Source organism: Marinomonas sp. MED121, from assembly GCF_000153025.1.
Taxonomy (GTDB): Bacteria; Pseudomonadota; Gammaproteobacteria; order Pseudomonadales; family Marinomonadaceae; genus Marinomonas.
Genome location: NZ_CH672430.1, coordinates 381,620 through 405,983, shown reverse-complemented (window position 1 = coordinate 405,983; position 24,364 = coordinate 381,620). Strand labels below are relative to the sequence as shown.

Annotated in this window: 26 protein-coding genes; 11 read left to right on the top strand and 15 right to left on the bottom strand. The window is 40.8% G+C overall.

Annotated features, from left to right (window positions below; translation table 11 throughout):
* Nucleotides 1-75 precede the first annotated feature (75 nt).
* Complete coding sequence (gene dsbD / locus MED121_RS09830) at nt 76-1,875, bottom strand: protein-disulfide reductase DsbD (RefSeq protein WP_036179895.1); 1,800 nt, start codon at nt 1,873-1,875, stop codon at nt 76-78.
* A 126-nt stretch (nt 1,876-2,001) separates the two neighbouring features.
* Between dsbD and MED121_RS23690 the strand changes: the two genes are divergently transcribed.
* Genes MED121_RS23690 through MED121_RS09815 form a run of 3 tightly spaced genes read left to right on the top strand, consistent with a single transcriptional unit; the run spans nt 2,002 to nt 4,532 of the window.
* Complete coding sequence (locus MED121_RS23690) at nt 2,002-2,961, top strand: hypothetical protein (RefSeq protein ID WP_009833526.1); 960 nt, start codon at nt 2,002-2,004, stop codon at nt 2,959-2,961.
* 12 nt (nt 2,962-2,973) lie between these two features.
* On the top strand, nt 2,974-4,023 hold the full coding sequence (locus MED121_RS09820) for a DUF2333 family protein (RefSeq protein WP_009833525.1): 1,050 nt from the start codon (nt 2,974-2,976) through the stop codon (nt 4,021-4,023).
* The gene (locus MED121_RS09815) at nt 4,023-4,532 is read left to right on the top strand and encodes a GNAT family N-acetyltransferase (protein ID WP_009833524.1); all 510 of its coding nucleotides are present in this window, start codon (nt 4,023-4,025) and stop codon (nt 4,530-4,532) included. Before MED121_RS09820 ends, MED121_RS09815 begins: the two co-directional genes overlap by 1 nt.
* A gap of 64 nt (nt 4,533-4,596) precedes the next feature.
* Here the strand turns inward: MED121_RS09815 and MED121_RS09810 are convergent, their stop codons facing one another.
* Complete coding sequence (locus tag MED121_RS09810) at nt 4,597-5,949, bottom strand: anti-phage deoxyguanosine triphosphatase (RefSeq protein ID WP_009833523.1); 1,353 nt, start codon at nt 5,947-5,949, stop codon at nt 4,597-4,599.
* Between the two features lie 119 nt (nt 5,950-6,068).
* Here MED121_RS09810 and MED121_RS09805 point away from each other — a divergent pair, with 119 nt between their 5' ends.
* Nucleotides 6,069-6,353: a LysR family transcriptional regulator gene (locus tag MED121_RS09805; protein ID WP_009833522.1), complete on the top strand. Its 285-nt coding sequence runs from the start codon at nt 6,069-6,071 to the stop codon at nt 6,351-6,353.
* Here MED121_RS09805 and MED121_RS09800 read toward each other — a convergent pair.
* The 4 genes from MED121_RS09800 to pabB form a co-directional block, all read right to left on the bottom strand.
* On the bottom strand, nt 6,332-6,838 hold the full coding sequence (locus tag MED121_RS09800) for a DUF523 domain-containing protein (RefSeq protein WP_009833521.1): 507 nt from the start codon (nt 6,836-6,838) through the stop codon (nt 6,332-6,334). The two genes, MED121_RS09805 and MED121_RS09800, sit on opposite strands and share 22 nt — an antisense overlap.
* A 157-nt stretch (nt 6,839-6,995) precedes the next feature.
* Nucleotides 6,996-7,730: a phosphoadenylyl-sulfate reductase gene (locus MED121_RS09795; RefSeq protein ID WP_009833520.1), complete on the bottom strand. Its 735-nt coding sequence runs from the start codon at nt 7,728-7,730 to the stop codon at nt 6,996-6,998.
* 141 nt (nt 7,731-7,871) lie between these two features.
* Nucleotides 7,872-8,516 carry a CoA pyrophosphatase gene (locus MED121_RS09790; protein ID WP_009833519.1) on the bottom strand — a complete coding sequence of 215 codons (645 nt, stop codon included), beginning with the start codon at nt 8,514-8,516 and terminating at the stop codon, nt 7,872-7,874.
* 8 nt (nt 8,517-8,524) lie between these two features.
* Nucleotides 8,525-10,033, bottom strand: a complete 1,509-nt coding sequence (gene pabB / locus MED121_RS09785; RefSeq protein WP_242603198.1) for an aminodeoxychorismate synthase component I — start codon at nt 10,031-10,033, stop codon at nt 8,525-8,527.
* A gap of 15 nt (nt 10,034-10,048) precedes the next feature.
* Between pabB and MED121_RS09780 the strand changes: the two genes are divergently transcribed.
* The 5 genes from MED121_RS09780 to MED121_RS09760 all read left to right on the top strand — a co-directional run bounded on the left by MED121_RS09780 (nt 10,049) and on the right by MED121_RS09760 (nt 13,453).
* A complete protein-coding gene (locus MED121_RS09780) occupies nt 10,049-10,936 on the top strand; it encodes an alpha/beta hydrolase (protein WP_009833517.1) in 888 nt (295 codons plus the stop codon).
* A 298-nt stretch (nt 10,937-11,234) separates the two neighbouring features.
* Complete coding sequence (locus tag MED121_RS23685; protein WP_009833516.1) at nt 11,235-11,762, top strand: GspH/FimT family protein; 528 nt, start codon at nt 11,235-11,237, stop codon at nt 11,760-11,762.
* Nucleotides 11,759-12,127, top strand: coding sequence for a hypothetical protein (locus MED121_RS09770; protein WP_009833515.1), 369 nt, complete (start codon nt 11,759-11,761; stop codon nt 12,125-12,127). The genes MED121_RS23685 and MED121_RS09770 overlap by 4 nt, the downstream gene beginning before the upstream one ends.
* Nucleotides 12,124-13,008, top strand: a complete 885-nt coding sequence (locus MED121_RS09765; protein WP_009833514.1) for a hypothetical protein — start codon at nt 12,124-12,126, stop codon at nt 13,006-13,008. The genes MED121_RS09770 and MED121_RS09765 overlap by 4 nt, the downstream gene beginning before the upstream one ends.
* A 7-nt stretch (nt 13,009-13,015) precedes the next feature.
* Nucleotides 13,016-13,453 (top strand): hypothetical protein, encoded by a 438-nt coding sequence (locus MED121_RS09760; RefSeq protein WP_009833513.1) that lies wholly within the window; start codon nt 13,016-13,018, stop codon nt 13,451-13,453.
* A gap of 45 nt (nt 13,454-13,498) precedes the next feature.
* On the opposite strand, the gene MED121_RS24520 is transcribed toward MED121_RS09760, so the two are convergent.
* The 4 genes from MED121_RS24520 to MED121_RS09740 all read right to left on the bottom strand — a co-directional run bounded on the left by MED121_RS24520 (nt 13,499) and on the right by MED121_RS09740 (nt 17,066).
* The gene (locus tag MED121_RS24520) at nt 13,499-13,738 is read right to left on the bottom strand and encodes a PP0621 family protein (protein ID WP_009833512.1); all 240 of its coding nucleotides are present in this window, start codon (nt 13,736-13,738) and stop codon (nt 13,499-13,501) included.
* Between the two features lie 138 nt (nt 13,739-13,876).
* Nucleotides 13,877-14,743 carry a PA4780 family RIO1-like protein kinase gene (locus MED121_RS09750; protein WP_009833511.1) on the bottom strand — a complete coding sequence of 289 codons (867 nt, stop codon included), beginning with the start codon at nt 14,741-14,743 and terminating at the stop codon, nt 13,877-13,879.
* Nucleotides 14,744-14,904: 161 nt separating this feature from the next.
* The gene (locus MED121_RS09745; RefSeq protein WP_036179892.1) at nt 14,905-15,957 is read right to left on the bottom strand and encodes an aldo/keto reductase; all 1,053 of its coding nucleotides are present in this window, start codon (nt 15,955-15,957) and stop codon (nt 14,905-14,907) included.
* A 98-nt stretch (nt 15,958-16,055) separates the two neighbouring features.
* On the bottom strand, nt 16,056-17,066 hold the full coding sequence (locus MED121_RS09740) for an AraC family transcriptional regulator (protein ID WP_009833509.1): 1,011 nt from the start codon (nt 17,064-17,066) through the stop codon (nt 16,056-16,058).
* Nucleotides 17,067-17,236: 170 nt separating this feature from the next.
* Between MED121_RS09740 and MED121_RS09735 the strand changes: the two genes are divergently transcribed.
* Together MED121_RS09735 and MED121_RS09730 are read left to right on the top strand one after the other, a co-directional pair.
* Nucleotides 17,237-17,710 (top strand): Mpo1-like protein, encoded by a 474-nt coding sequence (locus MED121_RS09735; protein ID WP_009833508.1) that lies wholly within the window; start codon nt 17,237-17,239, stop codon nt 17,708-17,710.
* 675 nt (nt 17,711-18,385) lie between these two features.
* Nucleotides 18,386-20,092 carry a methyl-accepting chemotaxis protein gene (locus MED121_RS09730; RefSeq protein WP_009833507.1) on the top strand — a complete coding sequence of 569 codons (1,707 nt, stop codon included), beginning with the start codon at nt 18,386-18,388 and terminating at the stop codon, nt 20,090-20,092.
* A gap of 142 nt (nt 20,093-20,234) precedes the next feature.
* Here the strand turns inward: MED121_RS09730 and MED121_RS09725 are convergent, their stop codons facing one another.
* The 5 genes from MED121_RS09725 to MED121_RS09705 all read right to left on the bottom strand — a co-directional run bounded on the left by MED121_RS09725 (nt 20,235) and on the right by MED121_RS09705 (nt 24,309).
* Nucleotides 20,235-20,621: a DUF2750 domain-containing protein gene (locus MED121_RS09725; protein ID WP_009833506.1), complete on the bottom strand. Its 387-nt coding sequence runs from the start codon at nt 20,619-20,621 to the stop codon at nt 20,235-20,237.
* Nucleotides 20,622-20,759: 138 nt separating this feature from the next.
* Nucleotides 20,760-21,782 carry an adenosine deaminase gene (locus MED121_RS09720; protein WP_009833505.1) on the bottom strand — a complete coding sequence of 341 codons (1,023 nt, stop codon included), beginning with the start codon at nt 21,780-21,782 and terminating at the stop codon, nt 20,760-20,762.
* 15 nt (nt 21,783-21,797) lie between these two features.
* Nucleotides 21,798-22,679, bottom strand: coding sequence for a xanthine dehydrogenase accessory protein XdhC (gene xdhC / locus MED121_RS09715; protein ID WP_009833504.1), 882 nt, complete (start codon nt 22,677-22,679; stop codon nt 21,798-21,800).
* 70 nt (nt 22,680-22,749) lie between these two features.
* The gene (gene uraH / locus MED121_RS09710; protein WP_009833503.1) at nt 22,750-23,100 is read right to left on the bottom strand and encodes a hydroxyisourate hydrolase; all 351 of its coding nucleotides are present in this window, start codon (nt 23,098-23,100) and stop codon (nt 22,750-22,752) included.
* A gap of 141 nt (nt 23,101-23,241) precedes the next feature.
* On the bottom strand, nt 23,242-24,309 hold the full coding sequence (locus MED121_RS09705) for a BMP family ABC transporter substrate-binding protein (protein ID WP_036179889.1): 1,068 nt from the start codon (nt 24,307-24,309) through the stop codon (nt 23,242-23,244).
* Nucleotides 24,310-24,364 lie beyond the last annotated feature (55 nt).

The window sequence follows — 24,364 nt, the reverse complement described above, 5'->3', positions numbered from 1 at the left end:
GGGAAAAAACACAAAATTTGTTTTCTTGGTGTGTTTTTTGATCTTTAGTAAACCTGTTTGTTTTGATTTTGCTTACTAATTGCGCTCAAGGCTAAAATTAAGCCTTTCTATGACTTCTTTTTTACTGGGTTCTCCAACCAATGCAATCTCTTTTAAGTGCTCGCCTTTACCTGTAAAAAATAAAACACTAGGTGGACCATATAGGGAAAAAGCCTTTAGTAGCGCCTGATTGTCTGGTGAATTATCAGTAACATCGGCTCTAACTAGAGTGAACTTTTCCAAAAGCGGTCGTACCTCTGGTGCATGAAAAATCTCTTCTTCCATGACGATGCAGCTAATACACCAGTCGGCATAAAAATCTAGCAATATGGGCCTATTGGCAGGGTTAGTTTGGATAATTTGATCGAGTTCTGCGATGGAATAGATATCAATAAAGTTGAGTTTCTGTTCTGACAATGAGCCTGTGTTTTTGCTTTGTGTTAAATGCATGAGCGGGTGTAAGGCGTTTTTACCGCCAGATGCAGCTCCAATCGCTTGCAGGAGTGCAATGATCAAGCAAACAATGGCTAAACCTAAGCGTATGACATTATGCTTATTTAATTGGTAGCGCATTAGGAGGTAAGCGCCGAGGAAGCTAAAGTAAAGACTCCAGAGGATCAATTCGTAATGCCCAAGGTTAAGCCTGTTGACGAGCCAAATCGCCACCCCAAGTAATGCAAATCCCATTAAGGCTTTAATGTCATTGAGCCATTCGCCCGCTTTGGGTAACACTTTGGTGCCAAAAATCGCGACTAATAATAAAGGGGTCGCCATGCCCAGCGCCAATACAAACATCAAGCCTGCACCGTATAGTGGGTCTGCTTGGGCGCTGACATAAAGAATAATGCCTGCTAAAGGGGCAGATACGCAGGGTGAAACAATTAATGTGGCCAGTATGCCTGTAATGATCACACTGATGCTTTTGTTTTTTGTATTGGCATTACCTAAGTTTTCGAGTTTGTTTTGCAAGCCTGATGGGAGCTTTAGCTCAAATAGACCAAACATAGCTAGGGCTAATAGGGTGAAAATACTCGCGCTAATTAAGAGAACGGTTGGGCTTTGTAGATAGGCTTGGATATTGTATTGAGTTCCAAAAAATCCAGCTAAAGCGCCGAGTGCTGCATATGTGCTGGCCATAGCAAAAATGTACAAAAGGGTATAGTAAACACCTTGCCAAGGTTTTTTTTGTGATCCCACTACAATCGCTGACACAATGGGAATCATAGGAAGTACGCAGGGTGTTAAGGATAATAAAAGCCCTAAACCAAATAGCGTAATGATAATGGTGATGCCGTCACTATTTTTGATTAAATCAATTACCTGATTGGTTTGTGAGGGGGCCGGTAACTTTGTCTCTAGAGGGGCGTTTGTTGAAACTTGCTTAAATTTAGGTACGCTCACTTCAATAGGAAGCGATTGTGGCGGATAGCATAAGCCTTTATCAGCACAGCCTTGGTACTTAATTACCGCTTTGATTAAACTGCCTTCATTTAGGTCTTTATCGTAAATAAGTTCTGTTTTAAATTGATCACGATAGACGATTACATCGCCAAAATACGGGTCGTTTTTCTTTTCACCTGCTATAAAAGGTGAAAATTCAATCTGGCTAGGTGTATCACTTTTATCAATCACTTTAAATTGATGCTGATAGAGGTAATAACCCTCTGCAATATCCCATACTAGCTCAATTTTATTCGTGTCTTTTGGCGTAAAGCTAAATTGAAAGGCTTCTTGAACGGGTAAAAACGCTGTTTTTGCACTAAAAGGAAGTTTTAAATCCAAAGCGTGCAAAGAGGTACTGGTTAAGAATAAAATAAGCAGGGTTAGGTATCGCATAAAATCCATCTGAATCTAAAAGTGTTGCTAAATCGTAAAGGTGTCAATGTTAACGTGTCAGACACAGAATTGTTAAATTAGTTGCTAATTAAATGACTTTTTATAAAAAAGTCAGGGGGAAAGAGTTTGAAAGCATTTTTATGGCTGCCTTTGTTGTTAGTGTTAACCGCATGCCAATCCTTAACGCAAAATCATGTGTCCGATAATGGTGCTTTGATGTCAGAGGGCAAGTCTGCCAATCAAGGGGCGACAAACACTAAACCTGTGACCGATCTTGATGACGCTGCCATTGCTGCAACATCATTAAAACCGGCTGTTGATGTCGATCAGATAGACAGCTTAATGCAACTTGATGATGCGCAGCCTGATAACTCATCACTCAATCAGACTGTCTCAGATACAAGTCGTCCAACTGAAAAAGAACCGAATTTATCAGCAGATACAACCGCTCTTAAAGTTGTTAACAAAGCACCTAATATGGTGATTTCAAAGGATCCGATTACGCTGAGGTTATTGGAGTTAGGTAATATTGCTCTGGCTAATCAAAAGCTACTGACCCCAGAAGAAGATAATGCCAACCTTTATTTTCAAGCCGCATTAGGACGAGAACCAAATAATACAGCCGCCTTAAAAGGTATTGAAGAAATTATACGTTTTTATACTGGTTGGGCCCTCGATAAAGCGAAACAAGGGCATAATCAGAGTGCAAGGCAGTACCTTGACTCAGCACGTTTTGTTGATTCAGCTAGCCCTTTAATTAGTCAAACCCAACAAGAAATTAAAGACTGGCGTAATGGCGTCAGAGCAAAGCCTCAAGTCGTAAAGGCAAATCAGCCAAAGAGATTGCAAAATAAGTTTTATTTACCTCAAAACCTCTTTAGTTTGTCAGAAGCGCTTGTAATTCAGAAGTTACAACCAATTATTGATAGAATAAAAAAGGATCAGCTTAATATTGAGATCTTTTGGCCGAATGATAAGGAAGCACGTTTGCTATATCAGATTATTAATAGCCGTATAGACACTTTTCGTGTGCGGGGCATGATATATCGCCGCGCACAACATATGATTGAAGTTAAACAAGGTTAAGGTGTATTTAACATGATGAAATTTGCGGATAAGTTGTCTTTTTTGCAAGGCGCTGGGCAGCTGTCTAGTGTAGGGAAATGGATTGCCATTGCTATTGCTGCTTTATGTGTTATCTGGACGGCATTAGGTATCTACTGGAGTAATGAGCCAGACCAATTTGATGTGGTGTCTGTTGCTAAGCAACAAGCTGAGCAAAGAGGTTATCTCAATAACAGTAAAAAATTGGTTGTAGGTTATACCACTACCAATACTCTTTATACCTTGGTCGATACCTTATTAGAAAAGCCTGGCGGCTTTTTAAGTAATGACATCACACCTCCTGGTGTTTTTGTTGACAATATACCTGCCTGGGAATTTGGTGTGTTAGTCCAAGTACGTGATTTATCGCGTGCATTGCGAAAAGACTTTAGTCGCTCACAGTCGCAATCAACAGAAGATCAGAACCTGAAAATTGTTGAACCGCAATTTAACTTTGATCACACGAGTTGGGCGCTTCCTTCAAGTGAAAGCGAATATCAGCGTGGTAATGCAGAGCTGTTAAAGTACCTTGATCGTCTTGCTGTGCGTGGGGATTCTGGGGCTCAATTTTATGCGCGCTCTGATAATCTTCAAAACTGGTTGCAAGATGTTGAAACACGTTTAGGCAGCTTATCTCAACGCCTCTCTGCTAGTGTGGCTCAAACCCGTGAAAACACGGATTTAGCCGGTGATGCTAATGCACAGCAATCGACACAAGAAATGTCGCAGCAAAAGGTAAAAACACCTTGGCTTAAGATTGATGATGTCTTTTATGAGGCACGAGGTGCAAGTTGGGCGTTGATTCATATTCTTAGAGCGGTAGAAGTCGATTTTGTTTTTACTTTGCAAGATAAGAATGCTCTGGTGAGCTTACGCCAAATCATTCGTGAATTAGAAGCAAGTCAAGCGACAGTTTGGTCGCCAATGATTCTAAATGGCAGTGGTTTTGGTATGTTGGCTAATCACTCTTTAGTGATGGCATCTTATATATCGCGCGCGAATGCCGCTATCATTGACCTGCGCCGTTTACTTGAGCAAGGCTAATGTCACCTACAAAGAGCGGGCGAATTCGACTGGCTGAGCTAGAAGATGCGCCTGCTATCTTATCTATTTACAACCAAGCGATTGCAACTGGCTTAGCAACGGGTCACTTAAGTCCTATTAAGCTATTGGATGTTTTGGATTGGCTGGAAGAAGGTCACCTTGAGCGTCCATTTTGGGTGTTTGAGTCAGACTCTGAAGTCATTGCTTGGGCAAATGCTGATGACTTTCATGGTTTACCTGCTTTTTCAGATTGCGTTGAAGTGGGGGTTTACGTCTCTCCAAAATTTCATCGACAAGGGGTAGGTAAGGCGCTGCTAAACAAATTAGAAGAAGATATGATTTTATTGGGTGTTACGCATCTAATGGCATTTGTTTTTCTACAAAATTTATCGAGTTTAGGTCTATTTCAGCAGCATGGCTTTAATGAGTGGGGCTTGTTGCCTCAAGCCGCAAAAGTGGCAAATAAACCCTTTGATATTTGTTTACTGGGAAAGCGATTAAATAAATAATACATCAGTTTTAAATGAAAAAAAGAAGGGCCTAGTCCCTTCTTTTTTTGTTTAGGGGAGCCGTTTACATAGGTTCAAAGACGGAGCCAAGACTTGGTACAAATAGCTTATTGTAAAGCCTGCTTGCATAATCATCTGTCATGGATGCCATATAATCACAAATAATGCGTTGACCACTTTCATCCTTGCTTTCCGCTTTTTGCCATTCATCCGCCAGGTCTTGAGGTAAAAGGCGATTTGGATCAGCGCTTAAAGCCTCAAACATTTCTAGCAACATTTGCTGACCTTTGTACACTAACATTTGAACCTCAGGCCGAAAGATAATATGTTGCATTTCAAACTGTTTTAACGCGCTCAGGGCCTTTGCTTCTGGCGAGGGGAGACTTGCCTGGAAGCCTAATAATGGATGCTCAAATTCTGGTTTTTGTATTACTTTTACTGAAGTAATAAAGTGGCTAACCAAAAATCCAATGGCGTCTTTTCGTAAATGGCTTTCACCACTAAAAAGCTTACTGCGAATCATGTCTATATTGTTGCTTAAAGTGGCGCAGTTAGCGTCAAGTAACTTAGGCTCTAGATGTTCTTGCCACATTAAAGGCGTCACCATACCAAGCACTATTGCGTCTTCTAAATCATGGACACCATAGGCAATATCATCAGCGAGATCCATAATGCTGGTATCAAAACCAGCATGGCATGATTTTGCATGGCGGCTATTAGTCTGTTTTTTGACCGCTTTAAAGGTGTTTCTATCTGCTTCTGAAAAAGGCGCTAAAATCCAGTCTAATAATTCTCGCTCGTCATTATAGACACACTTAGGAGGCCCCCAGAGTTCTGCTTTAAATTGGCGAAACGAGCTTTGTTTAGCGCCATACTTGCCGACCACATCTTGGTGTAATACGGGATACTTAAGAATGCCAAGCAGGCTTCTGCGGGTTACATCCATGCCGAAATCCAAGGAGTAAGAACCTCGCTTGCCTAAGATTCGAAGGGATTGGGCATTACCTTCAAAGCCACCGGACTCTGTCATGAGATAGTTAAGAGCGACTTCCCCTCCGTGACCAAAAGGAGGGTGGCCAATATCATGGCTTAAACAAATGGTTTCGATTAATGACTCTTCTGGTAACCAGGCTTGAAAGTCTTCATCAGGTGAATTAGCGCAGCGAAGATGATGCACTATGCCATTACCAATTTGTGCGACTTCTAAAGAATGGGTGAGCCGAGTTCGACTATAGTCGTTTTGACGAATGGCAAGGATTTGGGTTTTTGATTGGAGCCGCCTAAAAGCAGCACTGTGTATGATTCTGGCTCTGTCTCTTTGATAAGGTGTACGGTAATCATTGTCGCGCGATGTTACTGGGCCAGATTGGCGTTCTTGCCAAATACTTAGCCTATCCTCATGATCAAAATTGGTCACTTGGCGATCTCCTTGTCAAGGATTTAAGCGGTTAAACCCCATCTTTAACGAAAAGACGATTTAGGTCAATGTTCGCTAGAGAGAGAGCTGCCATAATTTGAGCTTATATTAAAAAATTTATGGATGACGCCGTGTTAAATAGCCAGCATTTAATTACGTTCAAACTTTTGGTTGAGCAGGAGAGCTTTACACAAACAGCCCGCTCATTAGGTATTACTCAACCTGCTGTTAGTCAGCATATTCAAAAATTAGAGCAAGAGTTAGGGCGGGTGTTATTAATACGTCATGGCCGAAAGATAGAGCTCACCCCAGCAGGGAGAACCTTATATCAGCACGCCCAAGACCTTGAGAAAGAGTATCAATCACTGATGATGCGTTGGCCTCAGACTGCAGAAGCCTGTTGAGACGCTTCTTCTAGCTGTTTGAGATAGTCTTCAGCTTCGCTAAGCTGATGTTCGTTGAAAATTTTTATATTGAGCTTACTAAGTGAGCTTGCTGTGATGCCTTGGCCTACGATTTTTGTGTCAGAGAAACTGCCATCGTATATTTGCTGATTACCACAAGAAGGGCTTTTAGCTTTTAATATGGCAATTTTAATCTCTTCTTTTAAGGCAATATCAACCGCTATTTGTGCGCCTTTCTTAAAGGCTTTTGTCACATTCTCACCTTCTATAGTGATGACTTGAAGGTGGTTTGGGGATTGGGCATCTGAGATGATTTCAGCTGGAGCTCTAGGTGTTTCAAGGCCGCCTGCAACTTCTGGACACAGGCTAATTAAACGCCCTTCATCTTGCCACTTTTGCCATACTTTTGCTTCTACCCCATTCGCTTTTCCGTCATATCTAACGGGCTGACCTTCTAAGCAAGCACTAATCAGTATTTTAATCATGGGTCTAACTCGTTAAGTTAAGCAAAAGCCTATTCTAGCATTGATAAATTAATGAGCGGGAGAGGGGGCTGAAAATTTTGTCTTTATGTTTAATCTAGTAGGAGAGGATATTCAATGAAGCATGAGGAGATCCCATCATGCTTCATTGCGGGTGTGCTTATTGGTTATTAACAGGGATCAAGTTTGAGGCATGAAGACCACATTCTTTATGCTCAGACTCTTCCCACCACCAACGACCTTCGCGCTCATGTTGATTAGGAAGTACTGGGCGGGTGCAAGGCTCACAACCAATACTAATATAACCTTTTGTGTGAAGTTCATTATAAGGCACATCGAACATCTTGATGTAGTTCCAAACATCTTCCGATGACCAGTTAGCAAGTGGGTTAAATTTGTATAAAGGTTTGTCTTCTAAGCTAAAGGCATCATCTAGTTCAGCGATAGCAAGCTGAGTACGTGTGCCATGGCTTTGGTCTTTACGTTGACCTGTAATCCAAGCATCAAGGGTATGAAGTTTGTTACGAAGCGGTGCGACTTTTCGAATACCACAGCATTCTTTGTGACCATCTTCAAAAAAACTAAATAAACCTTTCTCTTTGGTGAAGCTCTCTAGTGCTTCACGATCAGGGCTTAAGATATCAATGTTGACATTATAATGCTTTCTAACTTGCTCGATAAAGCGGTAGGTCTCAGGGTGTAAGCGACCCGTATCCAAGGAGAATACTTGAATGTCTTTTTTTGCCTTCACCGCCATATCTATCAAAACGACATCTTCAGCGCCACTGAATGAAATAGCGATATTGTCGAATTCTTTTAATGCGTTATGGATAATTTTTTGCGCCGCATCTTCCGTGTTTGCTTGGGTAAACGCGTCTAAATTAAATGATGTCATGTGTCGTGCCTAAAATGGTTAGCCTCTTTTAGGGCAACCATAGCAAGATGTGGTATGGGAATGAAATAAGAAAGCACACTAACCTTATGCTTTCTTGGCTTAACTGTGAGAATGATTTTTATTTATCAAAACAGTGCGTCATTAGCGCTCACTTGTGAGCGCTTGATATAGGCAATATAAGATACCCGCTGTGACACCCCAAATATGAATGTTCTCATAATCGATTTCAAAAAATCCACGGGTCTTATTCGCTAGCACTCTGTGCTCAAAGCTGAAGTTTTGTGGATTAAGAAGATAATCTAAAGGGACCCAGTAAGCTGATTCCACTTCATCATAACAAATCATAATGGGTGTAAGTTTGGTGACTTCGGCTATCACAGGACTGACACAAAAACCTGAGGTCGTGAAATAATCGCCTAGTTGACCAATTACATTGAAGTTTTGTGGTTTTAGACCCACTTCTTCCTCTGTTTCCCTCAGTGCTGTTGCGATGACGCTTGGGTCGGTATCGTCCATTTGACCACCAGGAAAAGCAATCTGGCCTGGGTGATTACGCATATGTTTGGCTCTTTGGGTCAAGAGAACTTGCAAGCCAGCAGTGGGAGAGTGCCAGATAGGGAGGAGAACTGACGCTGCCTTAAAGGCAATTTCGTATTCACTGGGCGCCAGTTTTTGATCTGGGTTTTGTATTTGTGATGTGAAAAAATTACGGCCGAGTGCCCGCTTAATTTCCTCTATGCTGGGGGAAATAGGCGGGGAGGCTAAAAATGTTTCTACATCTTTCATGATATCCCTTAATTTAGAAATTCAGTTTCCAAAGTATGGGTCAAGCGCTTCACTTTTGTGAAAGTTTCATGATATTCATCTTGGCACTGTGAGTCAGAAACGAGTCCACCACCAGCCCAACAATGAATATTTTCCTGATCAGCGACCAGACTTCTTATGGTAATGCTTGAGTCCATTTGTCCATTTAAGCTGAAATAAGCAATTGAACCGCAATAAACTGAACGCTCATGGGGTTCTAATTCATCAATGATTTGCATTGCTCTAATTTTAGGGGCCCCTGTAATAGAGCCGCCTGGAAAGCTATGTTTGAACACATTGAAGTGCTTTTCTTTATCTTGAATACTGCCGGTGACGGTAGAAACAAGGTGATGCACATTCGGGTAGCTTTCTAGGGCAAAGAGTTTAGGTACTTTAATCGACCCTGTATCACAGGTTTTACCCATATCATTACGCAGCAAATCAACAATCATTAAATTTTCAGCTTTATCCTTAGTAGAATTTAGCAAGTCTTGTGCCAAGCTGTGGTCTTCTTCTGGGGTTTTACCCCTAGCTCGAGTACCCTTGATGGGCTTGGATTCAACTTGGCCTTGATTTACTTGCAAAAAACGCTCAGGAGAATGGCTAAGAACATAACCCAGTTTATCGATTTCCATAAATGCTGAGAACGGGGTAGGACAGCTTTTTCGTAGACTTTGGTAAGCATTTAGCGGGTCACCGGAATAACGACTGGAAAAACGTTGGGCTAAATTTACCTGATAGCAATCGCCCGCTTGAATATATTGCTGCACTTTTTCAAACTTAACCTGATATTCGTCAGCTGACATATTAGATTGAAATGCTTGCTCTAATTTAAATAAATTATCTTTAATATCAGTATCTTGTGGTTTTTTATTTGTATTAATAAAGTGCGTATGACGCGCAATGATTTGTGTTATTTCTTGCTCATCACACCAAGGGGTTTGGATTAAAATAGTTTGTTTCGTTTTGTGAAGACTAACGATGGCCCAGCCATAAAGCCCTGCTTGGATAATGGGAAGATCAACGTCATGAATGACTGTGTTGGGTAAATTTTCAACAAAGTGTCCGGCATCATAACCAAAATACCCCATTACTCCCCCTGTAAAAGGGAGTTCACTTGTTGCTGATGTCGCCCATTCAAGCTGACAAGCTTGCTGAATTAGACTCTCAATACTTTCCATCACAGGTAAGGATTCATCGATTTGAAAAAGTGCCTGATCACGCCAGGTGATACTTGCCTTAGTGTCGCCTAAGGTCGCGCTAATACTGGCAATCGGGTTTGCCACCAGTATGTCGTAATCTGTGTTGGGAAAGCTAGGCTGGTTACTGTCTAACAGTATTGGTTGTGGTAAATCCCGATAGAAGGGATAGAGGTGAATCAGTTCTTCTAGGTAAGGAAGATTTACAAGCTTAATATCTGTCATAATAATACTGAAACAAGAAAAAACGCTATTGTATCGACTATAAGTCACCAGTGGTATCACTTGAACGTTATTCACAAAGGATTATTCCAATTGTCACAGGTTTTCTATCTCAATCTTGCTGATACTCGGCTGGCATACCGTATTTATGAGAATCCAAAAGCAACAAAAAAAGGCACAGCCTTGTTTATTCATGGGGCTGGTGTCGGTGGAGACATTACTTGGTCAGCTATTTTAGAGCACCTGCAAATATGGCAGCGTATTTTGGTCCCCGACTTAAAGGGCATGGGTGAAACCTTTGCTCACCATGGAGAAGAAGAGGCGGTGACCATAGACAGTTTAGCCAATGAGATGCTGTCTCTCATTGAAACCTTAGCGCTAAAGGAGTTTGACCTAATTGGCTATTCTTTAGGGGGGCTGGTCTCCTTACTGCTAAATCATAAGTTACAAGAGAAGCATCAAGCAGGCTGCTTAACTCAGACGCGTATTATAAAAATGTGTTTGTTAGAGCCCGCAAGCTTAGACCGTGAAAGTAATACAGAACTGGTGCAGCTTAGAGATAAGTATAAAAAAGCCGCTATGACGATTCGAGAGACAGGGGATGTTGAGTTAGGAATCGCACACTTTGTTGACAGTGTTGCACCAAATAGGCGCAAGCATCCGGTGGCAGAAGCGACCACCCAGTCACGTTTAGCCCATAGGGCTATCGGTTTTTCTTATGCGCTTGATGCGGTCACAGACTTTGTTGAGCAGCAAGGCTCGCATGTCAGAGATAAGTTGTTAGAAAAAGCACCTGCTACGTTATTGTTGGCTGGGTACTTAAGTCATTCAAGTTTAAATGCTTTTTATGCGTCACTTGCTCAACAAAATACGGATTGGCAATATCATTCCCTATCTGCCTGTGATCATTCGCTTCCTTTTCAAAAACCAAGGCAGATAGCAAAATTAATGACGAAATGGTTTGATCAAGGCATTGTTTAAGGAACCTGCGATTAAGTCACCTGTTCTCAGTCTGCTCTTTTTAGACATGTGGAAAAAAGTGCCAAGCAAGGCGTGACTTTGACCTTTTTTCTGATAAGAGGTGTAGGTACCTTTCAAAAAGTCACAACGGGGGGGACATTTTTTCTGTAAGACCCGTAGGGAATGGTTAAACAATATCTTGATCTTATTCGAAACCCCTTCTAGGTTGAAGAAACGATTTTAGCCTTAAACCTGAGACTGAATCTATCATATGAAAACTCATTATTAGTGTAAAACGTCGGAAACAAGGAGGTTTCCTATGTCTTTATATACTAAGTCCTCGGTATTCGCCTTTAGTTTGGTCGAAGTGCTTTTGGTGCTTGCGATTCTGGCTTTTTTTGCCAAGCAAACTTGGCATTCATCCTTGGCGTCTTTGTTTGCCCAAACGGATTATGAGGCCTTGATACAGGCGCAGACAAACCTTGCTCAAGGTATTCACTTTGCGCGTCAGTTTGCGGTGAAATCTCAGCAGAAAATCTCATTATGTGGCGGTGACTATCAACAAGCCCTATGTGATGGTCAGTGGTCTTTAGGTTGGTATATTCAAAGTGTATCAGCCATTAAAACACACCATAATTTTCCTTTAGGTTTGACTGTACGTTGGTCTGGTTTTCCTGCTAATAAAAAACAAATCGACTTCTATGAAAGTGGCCATTCAGGTTATCAAAATGGCACCTTTTATCTTTGTCAGTTTGGTTTGATCGCAAAAATTGTTTTAAACCAAAGTGGTCGCTCATACCTTGGGGCAGTTGAGAGTCAAACATTAACTGGAGAAGCTTGTTTATGAGAAGAATCGCTTCTGGTGCAGCTTATCCTTATTCGCGCTCTGGTTGGGTATTGATTGAAAGCCTGCTAAGTCTCATTTTCTTCTCCCTCATTTTAACCTTACTTAATCAACAGAGTGAAAATGATTTTCGCCATATTAAAGCCATTGATGAGCAAGCTGACCAAGGTTACCGAGCCAAACAGAGCCTTATGATAAGGCGTCTTTTACAAGACTTTGCATGGCTTGAAGGAGAGAAGGCAACGGCTGAAAAAGCTGCGTGCTCAAGTTGTGCCGAGGCGCAGTTAGAGGTGTGGTTTTTAGGCTGGATTGGTGATGAGGGCGTAACCTTGCCATCAACTTCTGATGCATTAGGTGAAAGGGAATGAGGCCTTTTCCCGTGTTAAAAAACTATCATGGCTATCTTATGTTTGAGCTTGCCATCTCTTTGACTGTATTAATGGTGTTGATGCAGTTTTTATTGCCTCTTGTGTCCCATGTGCGTGATCAAGCTTCAACGAAAGAGCGACTCTTGCAGCGAGTGAGGTTGACTAACGCTGTGATGGATCATTTTCAATCTCAGTTAGCGCCTATTTTCTTTAAAGGCTGTGGTAAAGGAGAGAGCTTAACGATTGAAATTGGATCTGCCACAGGCACCTTACCTGATCGCATCAGTAGCAAAGACCTAATGGCGCAAAGTGATTGGCTTGTAGCTAGTCATAATGGTGTGTGTAGCTACCCTATGAGCTTTAACACCTTGTCACCTACCTTGGCCTATGTCTGTGACTGGGATGAAGGCGAAAGGGTTACTTTCTCCAGCTGTTATGGTGAGGCGAGCGGCGTGATTAATGAGGTAAACACTAAGGATACTCTGTTGCACTTTAGTGATGGGGCGTTACTAGGAGAGTCTGGCATCTTGCTATCTGAGCAAGGCTTTATCTGGTATGTAGCGCAAGGTATGGACGCAGCGGCTTTTTGGCGAACCCCGAGTGAGAGTGGTAATTCCCTAGAGCTTTGGAGTGGTATCAGTAAATTGGCAGTTTATCCTTTGTTAGATACCGATCAAAGTGGTCGACTGGACCAACTCAAAAGTGACTACGGTCTATACCCCCTAAATCAAATCAAGGGCGTTTGGTTAGAGCTTATGGTTATACAGGCCAATTGTGATGTGAATACTTCAAATAATGAAGCTATTTATACTAGTCATAGGGGAGAGGTTTGGCGTTACAACCCCAGTTGTGAATTTCCTTTGAGCTTTATCGTAAGTTAAGAAAAAGATGAATAAAAACGCCTTTATCAGCTTACCTATCTTACTCTTGCTGCTTTTTGTGATGTTACTTTCTTATCAATTTAATCAAGATGTAGGGGTGCAAAGGCAATGGCATTTTCAAGAGAGCATTGCGTTAGAAGGAGAACAAATTTGGCAAGCTTTTGAATATAAAGTGATGAGTGATTTAGTATCAGCTGATGCAGCGCTTTCAACGTGTGGCCATTTTTGTGAATTGGATATCAGTCAAGCCAGCATAGAAGCTTGGCCATATATGTACCAATATCAAAGCGATGCTCTACTATGGCAATTGGAAAAGGATAACAATCCACAGGTTGTTTATCGCTTGTGTGCTCAGCGTCAATTTAATCAATCGATACGTTGCTGGTGGTTAAAGGAAGAAGCTGGGCGCTTGTATTGGTTCGCAAGCTTGCCCATTAATCGCTAACGTTGAAATCTCCTTTTATTGGCTTTCTGTTAGCTGTTTGATGATTTATTTATCTTCAAGGTAGTGTTCTTCACTGCAGTAGAAATGATTGTTCTTCCCCTTGATAGCATGACTTTTGGGTGTATACACACCGCAAACCTTACAGGAAATCATTTCCTCGTGTGACTCTTTGTTTTCAGTCTTATTGACTTGTTCGCTGCGCTTGTTAATTAAGGCGCGAATGTTTCTGTAAAGCCACCAAAGCAAAAAGAAGATAACAATAAAAACAATTAGACGAATGATCATTAAAGTTCCATGGGTAGTGGTAACAAGTTTATTAACTTGATTCTATCAAAAATATTAAGCTATCAAAGTGACAAAAACGTTAACTGATCAAATGCTTACGCTTTGTATCACTTTTGATAGTCACTCGCTTTATTTGCTTTAGTCTGCGGTATCGCCTTCACGAGCAAATCGAATACGTTCGAGTCTCTCCTCTTCTTCGGCAAAAGCGGCTTTAATTTCTTCGAGTACGCTGTCTACATCGGCAGCATCGCCATCGTCTTCACACAAGCCTGTTAATTGGGTATCAGGAGTAAGCTTCCCATCTTCATATAAAGCCCACATCTCTTGTGCGTATCGAGTGTGTTTTAACTCGGGTGCATATTCACCATAATATAATGCCATGTTTTCAACATCGCGCTTGAGCATATCAAACGCATTGTTATTTGCCGCCGCATTAACGGCTTGAGGGAGATCGATAATCACCGGACCATAACTGTCGACTAAGACATTAAATTCAGAAAGGTCACCGTGAACCATACCAGCACAAAGCATCAGTTTGACATAGTGCATCACTAAGGCATGATCTTCGATTGCTTGTTCATAGGTGAGAAAAACATCGCTTAATCTGGGAGCGACATCACCATCATCATCAGCAACGAGCTCCATCAGAAGTACACCGTCATAACAACCATAAGGCTTAGGTACTCGTACCCCAGCCGCAGCTAATTTATACAGTGCATCGACTTCAGCATTTTGCCAAACTTCTTCTTGCTGTGCTCGACCGTACTTGGATCCTTTCTCCATGGCTCTTGCACGACGGCTATTACCGACTCGGCGACCTTCTTGATATAAGGCTGCTTTTTTAAAGCTACGTTTAGCCGCTTCTTTATAAACTTTGGCGCATTGAATCTCATTATTAGATCGTACTACATAAACATCGGCTTCTTTGCCGCTCATGAGACGACTAATGACTTCGTCTATCAAACCATCTTCAACTAATGGTTGTAATCTTTTAGGTATTTTCATGAAGCCGTTTTACCTTATTTACTGCCTTTTGTGAATACTCATACTAAAAGACAGTAAATAGATTATCGTAAACTCCTTAATTAGACAGTTTTTGGACTTTTTTACTGAACGCTTTTTCTGATAAGGCTGAAAAGAAGCGATTTAATTTCATCGTGTCAAACTTAAAATGGCATAGGGTATTGACGGTATACACTATTAATATCCGTCATCACCTGCTCACTTAAGCTGTGTTCAAAAGCATCTATGTTTTCTTTTAGTTGCTGCATATTCGTCGCCCCAATAATGGTTGACGTCACGCCATCAACTTGATCACACCAAGCTAGCGCTAATTGAGCTGGGCTTAATTGGTGCTTAGCGGCTACTTTAAGGTACTCGCTGACCGCTTGATTAGACAGTTTGGTATCGCGAAATAAACCATGGCGCTGAGCGAAACTCCAGCGGCTGCCATCAGGGCGAGCACCGTCTAAATATTTGCCTGTTAAAGCGCCCGTTGCCAGAGGAGACCAGGGTAAATAAGCAATATCTTTATGAATGCAGTTTTCGATTAAATAAGGCCAATCTTTTGCGTGCAATAAGCTGAATTCATTTTGAATAGACACGGGGCGAGGCAGCTGATGCTTTTCACTTAAGCTCAAATATTCATTAATACCCCAAGGTGTATCGTCCGATAAACCAAAGTGGCGAATCTTACCTGCTTGCATGCATTCATTCAGCGCCTGCAATATTTCCAGCATCTGATTTGAGTGCTCTTTATGGTTTATCTCACTAAAAGTGACTGTGCCAGGGTGGTGTTTTGCAAAATGTGGCGTTGTACGGTTAGGCCAATGGAGTTGGTATAAGTCAATATAGTCCGTTTGCAGGCGAGCAAGGGATGCATCGACAGCGGCAAAGATACTTTCTGCACTAAGAGGAGCACCTGATCGAATATAGGGCAGACCCGGTCCAGCAATCTTGGTGGCTAAAATGATTTCTGAACGACGCTCTGGATGGCGTGATAGCCAATCACCAATAATTTCTTCCGTTCGACCATAGGTTTTTTCGGTTGGAGGTACAGCGTACATTTCAGCAGTATCAATAAAATTAATGCCTTGTGCTAAAGCATACTCAATTTGCTCGTCCGCTTCTTTTTGTACATTTTGAGAACCCCATGTCATGGAACCAAGACATACTCTAGAAACAGAGAGTCCACTACTGCCTAATTTAGAATATTGCATAAACCTTTTTCCTATTGATCTATTAATCGCATCTTTCAATGATGGGGTGTATAAACGAAATTAAAAGGCAGCTTTAGGTTTTCATGTTAATAAGCGCTTTATTTATGTCTGCCTCTTTGTCTTAGGGTCTGAGGTGTGGTGTTAAACCAACGTTTGATCGCCCGATAAAAGGTTGAAGCTTCAGCGAAACCCAGTTCATTGGCAATACGCTTAAAGGGGATATCTGTCTCTGTAATCTGCTTTAGGCTGAGCTCTTTTTTCATTTCATCTAATAAAGACTGAAAATGAATGTCTTCTTCTTTTAACCTTCTTTGAAGTGTTCTTGGACTGATATTTAGCTGCTGAGCGACACCCTGCTTACTAATGTCTGGTATACCTAGTTGCATAATTGTCATGCGAGTGACTTCCTGCCAACTCCGGTTTAAGTGGCGAGCAAGTAAGCTATTGGCGTGCTCCAAATGTAATCGGTTCAAGTCAGTATCACTATCGACTAATTCGTGTTCCAGTGCCTTTGCAGGGATATAGATACAGGTTTTTGCTTGATTAAACTTAGGTATCACAGAAAATGTCTTTTGATAAAGAGCCAGATCAGTGCCTTGAGGGTGCTCGAACATAACATTTGTAGGCGCAAATGCGTCATTACCAATAAGCCAGCGAGTAAAGGTCAATATGAGCGTTAATGCTGATTCATATTGATGCCGACTAAAAGGTGTCTGGTCAATCTGAGGGGTGAAAACAATACAAGCTTGCTTCCCTTCATAATGAAGAGATAAGTTAGCCGCCTCAGAAATAAGAGGAAAAAATTTCAGAAAGTGTAAATAAGCTTGTTTTAGGTTGGCACTTGTCATGGCAAGGTAAGCGACCACATGAAAGTAGGAAGGGCGAAAGGCTTGCCCCATAATTAGGCCAAAATGGTCATGATTACTAAGCTTTTCTGCTTGCTGCCAGATGATTTGGGTCTGTTCTAATGATAGATAGCTTGGTTGATTTTTCTCTAAATTTAAGGTGATTTGAGTGGCATTAAGGATTTGTTCTGTTTCTATTCCTAAGGTTTTTGCCGCGGCTAAAATGGCTTTCACCCAATGTATTGAGACACGTTTTACTGACATTCTTTTATTCTTATTTGTCTATATTCTTTAAAGCTTATCTCGCTTTGGCTCGTAAGGTCAATAAAGTGGACGCCAGAGGTAATTCTGCTTGACGCTGTTTTTGCTAACTTAAACCTGAGCTAACCTAATAAGGGTTAGATAGATTAAAAATAAAAATAGGTAGGTGGTTTATGGCTAAGTCTATGCAAACTTGGTTGGATGAGTATGGTGAGAGCCATCAAAATAAATTAAATAAAGCAATTCATTGGTTTTGTGTTCCGCAAATTGTTTGGACTGTCATGGTATTTGTTTATGTTTTACCTGTCCCAGATATGTTCGTGTCTATTTCGCCTCATTTAAATTACGCCTCTATAGCCTGTGTTTTTACCTTGTTATTTTATAGCCGTTTATCTGTTTCATTAACCTTAGGAATGGCGCTCTTTTTATTGGTTTGTTATTGGAGTATGACGGTGTTTGAAATGATTTTCCCAGACTACTTACTGACTTTTGCTTTGTTATGGTTTGCTTTTCTTTGGTTCTTGCAGTTTTACGGTCATAAAGTAGAAGGTAAAAAGCCTTCCTTTTTGAAAGATTTGCAGTTTTTAATGATAGGGCCTGCCTGGCTAATGAGCTTCATTTATTTAAAGATAGGTTTAAAGTATTAATCTGATTGAGTGAGGGCTTATATGGCTTTCACTCTTTTCCTCTATGCAAGAGAAGATCCATCTGATGTTTTCTTAATCTCGCTCCATTTCTGTTACTTCGTTTTATTTTTCTTCCGCATGCTTTCTCGTGTTGTTACTTCTCGAAAGGTACCTACACCTCTTATCAGAAAAAAGGTCAAAGTCACGCCTTGCTTGACACTTTTTTCCACATGTCTAAAAAAATCAGACTGAGAAGAGGTGACTTAATCGCAGATTCCCTAGTGGCTTATTTGCATTTCAATGCAGCGTAAATTTGCTTCTTGGCTGGCTTTGGCAATCTTTACTTTTTAATATTTGAATAACAGATATCACACTGTGAATGTAAGTTTTTGTATTTTTGTTGTGTTTAAAATCTAACACTTCAAATTAGAAAATAAACTTAAATCAGCATTGAAAAATAAAGAAAAATGAAAATTTTGTTGAATTATTTGTTTTATTTTATATTAAGATGAAAAAATATTTTCTATAATCGAAGCTAAACGTTACCAAGTGTTATTAAGTGTTTGGTTTTTTTGCTTGGTTTGAAATTAAAGTGAATGATTGTATAGATAAAAAATATTTTTTTATCCTCATTAAATAGCTTTTATTTATATGATCGCCAAACTTTATTAAATTTTTCTTTAATAGGTTTTTTAGATGAAAATTAAAACTCGGTTAATTGCTATTTTAGTGGCAATTATGGCGCTAATCTTGATTGCTATCCTCTGTCAAAATGTTGCGACTTATAAAAATGAAGATCAAAAAGTAAGTAGTCAAACCCGTTACCTTTCTTACTTATTAGCCGATGAGTTTAGGCAGACATCCTTAGACTTAACGCGTTTAAGTCGTACTTATGTTGTGACAGGAGAGCAAAAATACTGGGATGCCTATTGGAATATTATTAAATGGCGTGCAGGTGAAACTGCACGACCGAACAATGTGAATCCTGCCTTGTATCCAGGGCAAAGAAAAAAGCAGGCTGACATTATGAGGGAGCTGAATTTTTCGAAAGCGGAATTTGATTTGCTTGCTCAAGCTGCAAAAAACTCTAATAAGCTGGTGGCCACTGAAACCCAAGCCATGGAGTCTATTAAGGCTGGTCGAGTTGTATCTGGTCCTTTTGATGTAAATCTCGGTGAATCTGTTGAGGCTTTTGCCGCACGTATTGTTTTCGACCAAAAATATCACAATGAAGTGAAAGCCATTTTTAACCCAGTAAATAAGTTTTTCAACACCTTAGATCAAAGAACAGCAAAGGCTCTTTTTGAATCCCAGCAAGATGCATCGAATTGGCTTAAAGCGAGCTTTATTAGTCAAATCATTGTTGCCTTACTGGTTATTGGCTTAATTGTTTTTATTATGCAGGCGCTTTTCAAACCGCTTCAGCATGCTATTCATGCCATGTTAAATATTGGTGAAGGTGACGGGGATTTAAGTAAACGTCTCTATGAAAAAGGCAGTAATGAGCTTTCTAGCTTGGGGCGCGGCTTTAACCTTTTTGCAAATCAGATTCAGCATGTGGTGATTGAGTTGCGTCATGTTATTGATGAAATTACATCTTCTTCGACGCAATTAAGCCAAACGGCCAATTCAACCGACAGGGCTGTGGCTGAGCAGAAGGTTGGTATTGAGCAGCTGCTGGTTGCCTTAGAACAAATTTTACCTGCTGTACAAGAGGTCGCAGCGAATGCCGCTAAAGGAGCTGATTTAGCAAATGTATCTGATCTAGCGGCTGTGGTTGGATTAAAGGTGGTTGATGATGCGATTTTAAATATTAACCTTTTACAATCGGATATTGATAGCGCTGCAAATGTGATTAATACCTTAGCGCAAAATTCGGATGAAATAGGGTCTGTATTGGATGTTATTCGAGGTATTGCTGATCAAACTAATTTATTGGCTTTAAACGCAGCGATTGAAGCGGCTAGAGCAGGTGAGCAAGGGCGAGGTTTTGCAGTGGTTGCTGATGAGGTGAGAACCCTTGCAAAAAGAACGCAAGATTCTACCTCGGAAATTCAGCTAATGATTGAAAAGCTTCAAATAGGCGCTAAAGATGCCGTTATGCGAATGAGTGAGAGTAAAACGCGTGCGCTTGCGTGTGTTGACAATAGTCGAGAATCGGGCGTGTCTTTATCAAATATTACCGAATCAGTGGCGTCAATCAGTGCCATTAACCAGCAAATTGCCGCCGCTACTGAAGAGCAAAATACTGCAATTGAAGAAATTCGTCGAACAGTTGAAGTGATTAATGAGCATGTGGATCATACGGCAACAGGTTCTAAAGAGACGGCTTCCAGTAGTCAGCATACAACAGAGTTAAGCGCTAAAATTCAGTTACTTGTTGGCAAGTTTAAAACAGATTAATGCCATAGGTAGGCTGGTTTCATTTTGATTAGCTTAGTTTAACGTTTTAATACCTCTTACTGAATATCAAAAAGCCCGATAATATTTCTATTATCGGGCTTTTTTGAAAATATCATTATCAACAATGAGTGGATGATATTCGCTAATCTTCTTGAGCCAGTTTGACACCAATATCAGTCGCAAACTCTTCTGGACTGACAACAATGCCTTCTCCAGCAAGATTAGGTGCAATGCCAAGATTAAAACCATCTTTAGCCATGCCTGGTAACCACTTTTCCACAAAATCTGTGAATTTAATATGTAAGGCTTGAGACGATTCGTATTCGTTGCCACGCCATTGATTAGCAAGCTCTTGATCGTGCCAAATTGGCAGTACTTTATCTTTGCCAAGATCGACTAAAATGCAGCCGTCTTCATCATGTAAAACCCAAAGGTCTTTTTGCTGTTTGCAGTGTGTCATGATGGCATCATAACGAGAGTTCGTTTGTAGGCGAAAGAAAGTTTCGATCTGTTGGCTGTCAAAGCCCATTGTTATACCTATAGGGTTAAAATTTTCATCATAATATCATAATGAAATAGGACGAAAATCATATTTTTATGTTATTTGAAAGAATGGTGAGCATAGCGGTCAATGATGTGACAACTTCTATGCTCATTTGGTTGTTTTTTAGGTGAAGGCAAATAGCTCATCAATTTGAGACAGGTACTTTTGTCTTTTGTCAGCAGGCATCCATGCTCCGTTAAAACTATTCTTAGCTAATTGTTTTAGCTCGGCTATTGTGATTTTTGATTGCTCAATTAAGGCTTGGTAGTTTTCGTTCATATAGCCACCAAAGTAAGCAGGGTCGTCAGAATTGACTGTGGCTAAAAGCCCATGGCTTAACATTTCACGAATAGGGTGCTGGCTCATATCATCAACGACACATAGCTTTTCATTAGATAAAGGGCACACTGTGAGAGTGAGTTGCTCGTGATTAAGTCGATGGATTAGGTCTTTATCTTCTAAAGAGCGATTGCCATGATCAATTCTATCAACCTTTATATCATCCACTGCCTGCCAGATGTATTTTGCAGGGCCCTCTTCACCGGCATGGGCTGTTACTTTTAGCCCTAAGTTTTGACAGGCCTTAAATACCCTTAAAAATTTTTCAGGTGGGTGGCCAAGCTCTGAGCTATCCAGACCGACCGCATAAATCTTTTCCAGATGGGGGATGGCTTGTTCTAATGTGGCAAATGCACTTTCTTCACTTAAATGGCGTAAGAAAGACATGATGAGTTTAAAGGTCATGTCCCATTTTGATTCAGCTTCTTTAAGGGCGCGATAGATACCATTAATCTGAGTCGAAAAAGGAATGCCTCTTTCTAGGTGCCCTTGTGGGTCAAAGAATATTTCAACGTGAACGACATTTTGAGCATGAACCTTGGTGAGGTAGGCCATGGTCAGCTCATAAAAGTCTTGTTCTGTGATTAAGACGGACATACCTTGATAATAAAGATCAAGGAACTCCTGTAAATTGGCAAAGGAATAGGCTTGTTTAAGCTGATCAATAGATGAATAGGTGAGTGCTATATTGTTTCTCTGGGCAAACTCAAACATTTGTTCGGCTTCGAAGGTGCCTTCAATGTGCAGGTGAAGCTCAGTTTTTGGCATGCTGAAGGCGAGGTCTAACAGGTCAACTTTTTGTATCAAGATTACATCCTATTTTTATTTAGACTCCTCGTTTGATTCAGCAGCCTTGATAGGCGCTGAGTTTTCGGATTTGTCTAACACTTCCAATGATTCTGATGTCATATTCTCTGCCTTGTTAAGCCTATTTTCAAGTTCTGCACGCACTTTTAGAATATGGGCTAAGGTAGAGATGGCAATTTCCCCAGGTTGTTTAGAGATGATTTCTTTCTCTCCCATTGGGCATTGCATATGCGCAATTTGTTCTTTAGAAAATCCTTTGTCTCGTAATCTGTGTTTAAAACGTGCGCTCTTAGTTTTAGAGCCAATCACACCTAAAAAGGCACTGTCACCACGTTTTAGAATAGCTTCGCTTAGCTCTAGATCTAATTGATGATTATGAGTTAGCACAAGGTAATAGGTGTGCTCTGGCATATCGGCAATTTCATCAACAGGGTAGTCGCTAATAATCTGCTTAACATGTTGTGGAATTGTGTCTGGGTATTCATCTGAACGGCTATCAACCCAGCTAACTTGACAAGGCATTTGGCTTAAACAATTAATGATTGCTCGGCCGACATGGCCTGCCCCAAAAATGGCAAGGTGAAACTTAGGTTGTATCACTGTCTCAAATAGGACTGACACAAAGCCACCACAACATTGCCCCAGTGTTGCCCCTAACGGAAAGTCCTGAGTTGTAATTTGAGCTTGGTTTTGTTTTAACTGCTCGCGAGCACTTTCAATTGACTTAAACTCAAGATGACCACCGCCGATTGTGCCAAAGCTGTGGTTTGCTGTGACTATCATACGGGCACCCACTTCACGCGGAGTTGAGCCTTTGATTGAAAGAACAGAGACCATGACAAAATCAATCCCTGACTCTTCTAATCTAGCTGCTTCTTTAATCCAATGGGTATTCATAATAACGTCTTCTTCAATAGGTTAGAAAATTGAAAGTGCATTTATGCCTTTTAACTCACCAAATAGTTAACTAGCTGCCGCGATAAGTGCTGTAGCTGTATGGAGATACTAGAACAGGTACATGGTAATGACTGCTTTCGTCATTAATGCCAAAACGCAGTACCACATCATCTAAAAATAGAGGCTCTTCTTGTTGAACGCCAAGACGGCGATAGTAATCACCAATAGCAAATTCAAGTTCATATTTACCTTTAGCAAAGTCGGCTTCTGCCAAAATAGGGCTATCACAACGGCCATCACTATTGGTTGTTGTTTCTGCAATCAGTTCTTTAGTATCAGTGATTTTAAACAATTTGATGGCAACTTTGCTAGCAGGAACGCCATTAGTAGTATCAAGAACGTGAGTGGTCAAATATCCCATGTTACTTTCCTTTCTATTTTTTAAATATTGAAATTATAGTTTCATATATTAACCTTGGTTAACACAATTGGCTAGTAGTGCTAACAAAAAAGGGGTATCAAATTATGATACCCCTTTAATTTCAATTAGGTAGCGTAAAAATTAATTCGGCATTTTAGCCTTGATGCCTTCCACGTACCAGTTTACTTGAGATAGCTCTATGTCTGTTAGGGTATGATTCGCTTCAACAACAAGCTTACCGCTATTGTCTTTAATCGGCCCTGTAAAAGGCTTTAACTCACCAGAACGAATAGCATTGTAAGTCTCATCAATTTTACTTCTTACTTCGATCGGAAGGTTAGTGTTAATGGAAGAGACATTAAGCATGTCATCTTTAAAACCACCCCAGAAGTCTTGTGGCTGGTAAGTACCATCCATCACAGCTTGGGTTGTTTTTAAATAATAAGGGAACCAGTTGTCACGAATGGAGAATATGTGGGCATCTGGCGCAAAGTGGCTCATGTCTGATGCTTGACCTATCCCTCTAATGCCTCTTTTTTGTGCTGCAATCAGAGGTGCTGGGCTGTCTGTGTGCTGCATCATGATATCAACACCTTGGTCTATCAAGGCATTGGCAGCATCGGTTTCTTTGCCCGGATCGTACCAAGTATTTACCCAAACAATTTTCATTTCTATGTCAGGGTTGACTGTCTTGGCACCCATATAGACCGCATTAATATCACGGAACACTTCAGGGATAGGGAATGAGGCTATGTAGCCCAAGGTATTGGTTTTGGTTAGCATGCCTGCCGCTACACCAGAAACATACCTGCCTTCATAGGTTCTTAGGGTGTAAGTTCCCATGTTTTTAGAGCGTTTGTAACCTGTCGCGTGTTCAAAGGTTGTATTCTTAAAGCGCTTAGACACTTTGAGTGTTGGGTTCATAAACCCAAATGAGGTGGTGAAAATAAGATCATTACCCGATTTGGCTAATTGCGTAATTACCCTTTGGGCATCTGCACCTTCTGGTACATTTTCCACAAATGAGGTTTCTATTTTATCTCCAAAAAAAGCTTGTAGCTCTTCTCTTCCTCGGTTGTGTTCATAGCTCCAACCATGGTCTCCAATGGGGCCAACATAAACAAAACCGACCTTAAAAGGCTCTTCAGCTTGAGCTAAACTCATGCCTGCCACTAGACCTAATCCTACCAATAAGCGTTTAAAACTCATTTCTACTCCTCCGCCCTGGGGCATTTTAAGTGTTTAGATAGATATTAACCTTGAT

What these genes read in the sequence shown, in the direction of transcription:
- dsbD (WP_036179895.1), bottom strand. Translation starts at nt 1,875, where the DNA reads ATGCGATACCTAACCCTGCTTATTTTATTCTTAACCAGTACCTCTTTG.
- MED121_RS09820 (WP_009833525.1), top strand. Translation starts at nt 2,974, where the DNA reads ATGATGAAATTTGCGGATAAGTTGTCTTTTTTGCAAGGCGCTGGGCAG.
- MED121_RS09815 (WP_009833524.1), top strand. Translation starts at nt 4,023, where the DNA reads ATGTCACCTACAAAGAGCGGGCGAATTCGACTGGCTGAGCTAGAAGAT.
- MED121_RS09805 (WP_009833522.1), top strand. Translation starts at nt 6,069, where the DNA reads ATGGATGACGCCGTGTTAAATAGCCAGCATTTAATTACGTTCAAACTT.
- MED121_RS09800 (WP_009833521.1), bottom strand. Translation starts at nt 6,838, where the DNA reads ATGATTAAAATACTGATTAGTGCTTGCTTAGAAGGTCAGCCCGTTAGA.
- MED121_RS09795 (WP_009833520.1), bottom strand. Translation starts at nt 7,730, where the DNA reads ATGACATCATTTAATTTAGACGCGTTTACCCAAGCAAACACGGAAGAT.
- MED121_RS09790 (WP_009833519.1), bottom strand. Translation starts at nt 8,516, where the DNA reads ATGAAAGATGTAGAAACATTTTTAGCCTCCCCGCCTATTTCCCCCAGC.
- MED121_RS23685 (WP_009833516.1), top strand. Translation starts at nt 11,235, where the DNA reads ATGTCTTTATATACTAAGTCCTCGGTATTCGCCTTTAGTTTGGTCGAA.
- MED121_RS09770 (WP_009833515.1), top strand. Translation starts at nt 11,759, where the DNA reads ATGAGAAGAATCGCTTCTGGTGCAGCTTATCCTTATTCGCGCTCTGGT.
- MED121_RS09765 (WP_009833514.1), top strand. Translation starts at nt 12,124, where the DNA reads ATGAGGCCTTTTCCCGTGTTAAAAAACTATCATGGCTATCTTATGTTT.
- MED121_RS09760 (WP_009833513.1), top strand. Translation starts at nt 13,016, where the DNA reads ATGAATAAAAACGCCTTTATCAGCTTACCTATCTTACTCTTGCTGCTT.
- MED121_RS24520 (WP_009833512.1), bottom strand. Translation starts at nt 13,738, where the DNA reads ATGATCATTCGTCTAATTGTTTTTATTGTTATCTTCTTTTTGCTTTGG.
- MED121_RS09750 (WP_009833511.1), bottom strand. Translation starts at nt 14,743, where the DNA reads ATGAAAATACCTAAAAGATTACAACCATTAGTTGAAGATGGTTTGATA.
- MED121_RS09745 (WP_036179892.1), bottom strand. Translation starts at nt 15,957, where the DNA reads ATGCAATATTCTAAATTAGGCAGTAGTGGACTCTCTGTTTCTAGAGTA.
- MED121_RS09740 (WP_009833509.1), bottom strand. Translation starts at nt 17,066, where the DNA reads ATGTCAGTAAAACGTGTCTCAATACATTGGGTGAAAGCCATTTTAGCC.
- MED121_RS09735 (WP_009833508.1), top strand. Translation starts at nt 17,237, where the DNA reads ATGGCTAAGTCTATGCAAACTTGGTTGGATGAGTATGGTGAGAGCCAT.
- MED121_RS09730 (WP_009833507.1), top strand. Translation starts at nt 18,386, where the DNA reads ATGAAAATTAAAACTCGGTTAATTGCTATTTTAGTGGCAATTATGGCG.
- MED121_RS09725 (WP_009833506.1), bottom strand. Translation starts at nt 20,621, where the DNA reads ATGGGCTTTGACAGCCAACAGATCGAAACTTTCTTTCGCCTACAAACG.
- xdhC (WP_009833504.1), bottom strand. Translation starts at nt 22,679, where the DNA reads ATGAATACCCATTGGATTAAAGAAGCAGCTAGATTAGAAGAGTCAGGG.
- uraH (WP_009833503.1), bottom strand. Translation starts at nt 23,100, where the DNA reads ATGGGATATTTGACCACTCACGTTCTTGATACTACTAATGGCGTTCCT.
- MED121_RS09705 (WP_036179889.1), bottom strand. Translation starts at nt 24,309, where the DNA reads ATGAGTTTTAAACGCTTATTGGTAGGATTAGGTCTAGTGGCAGGCATG.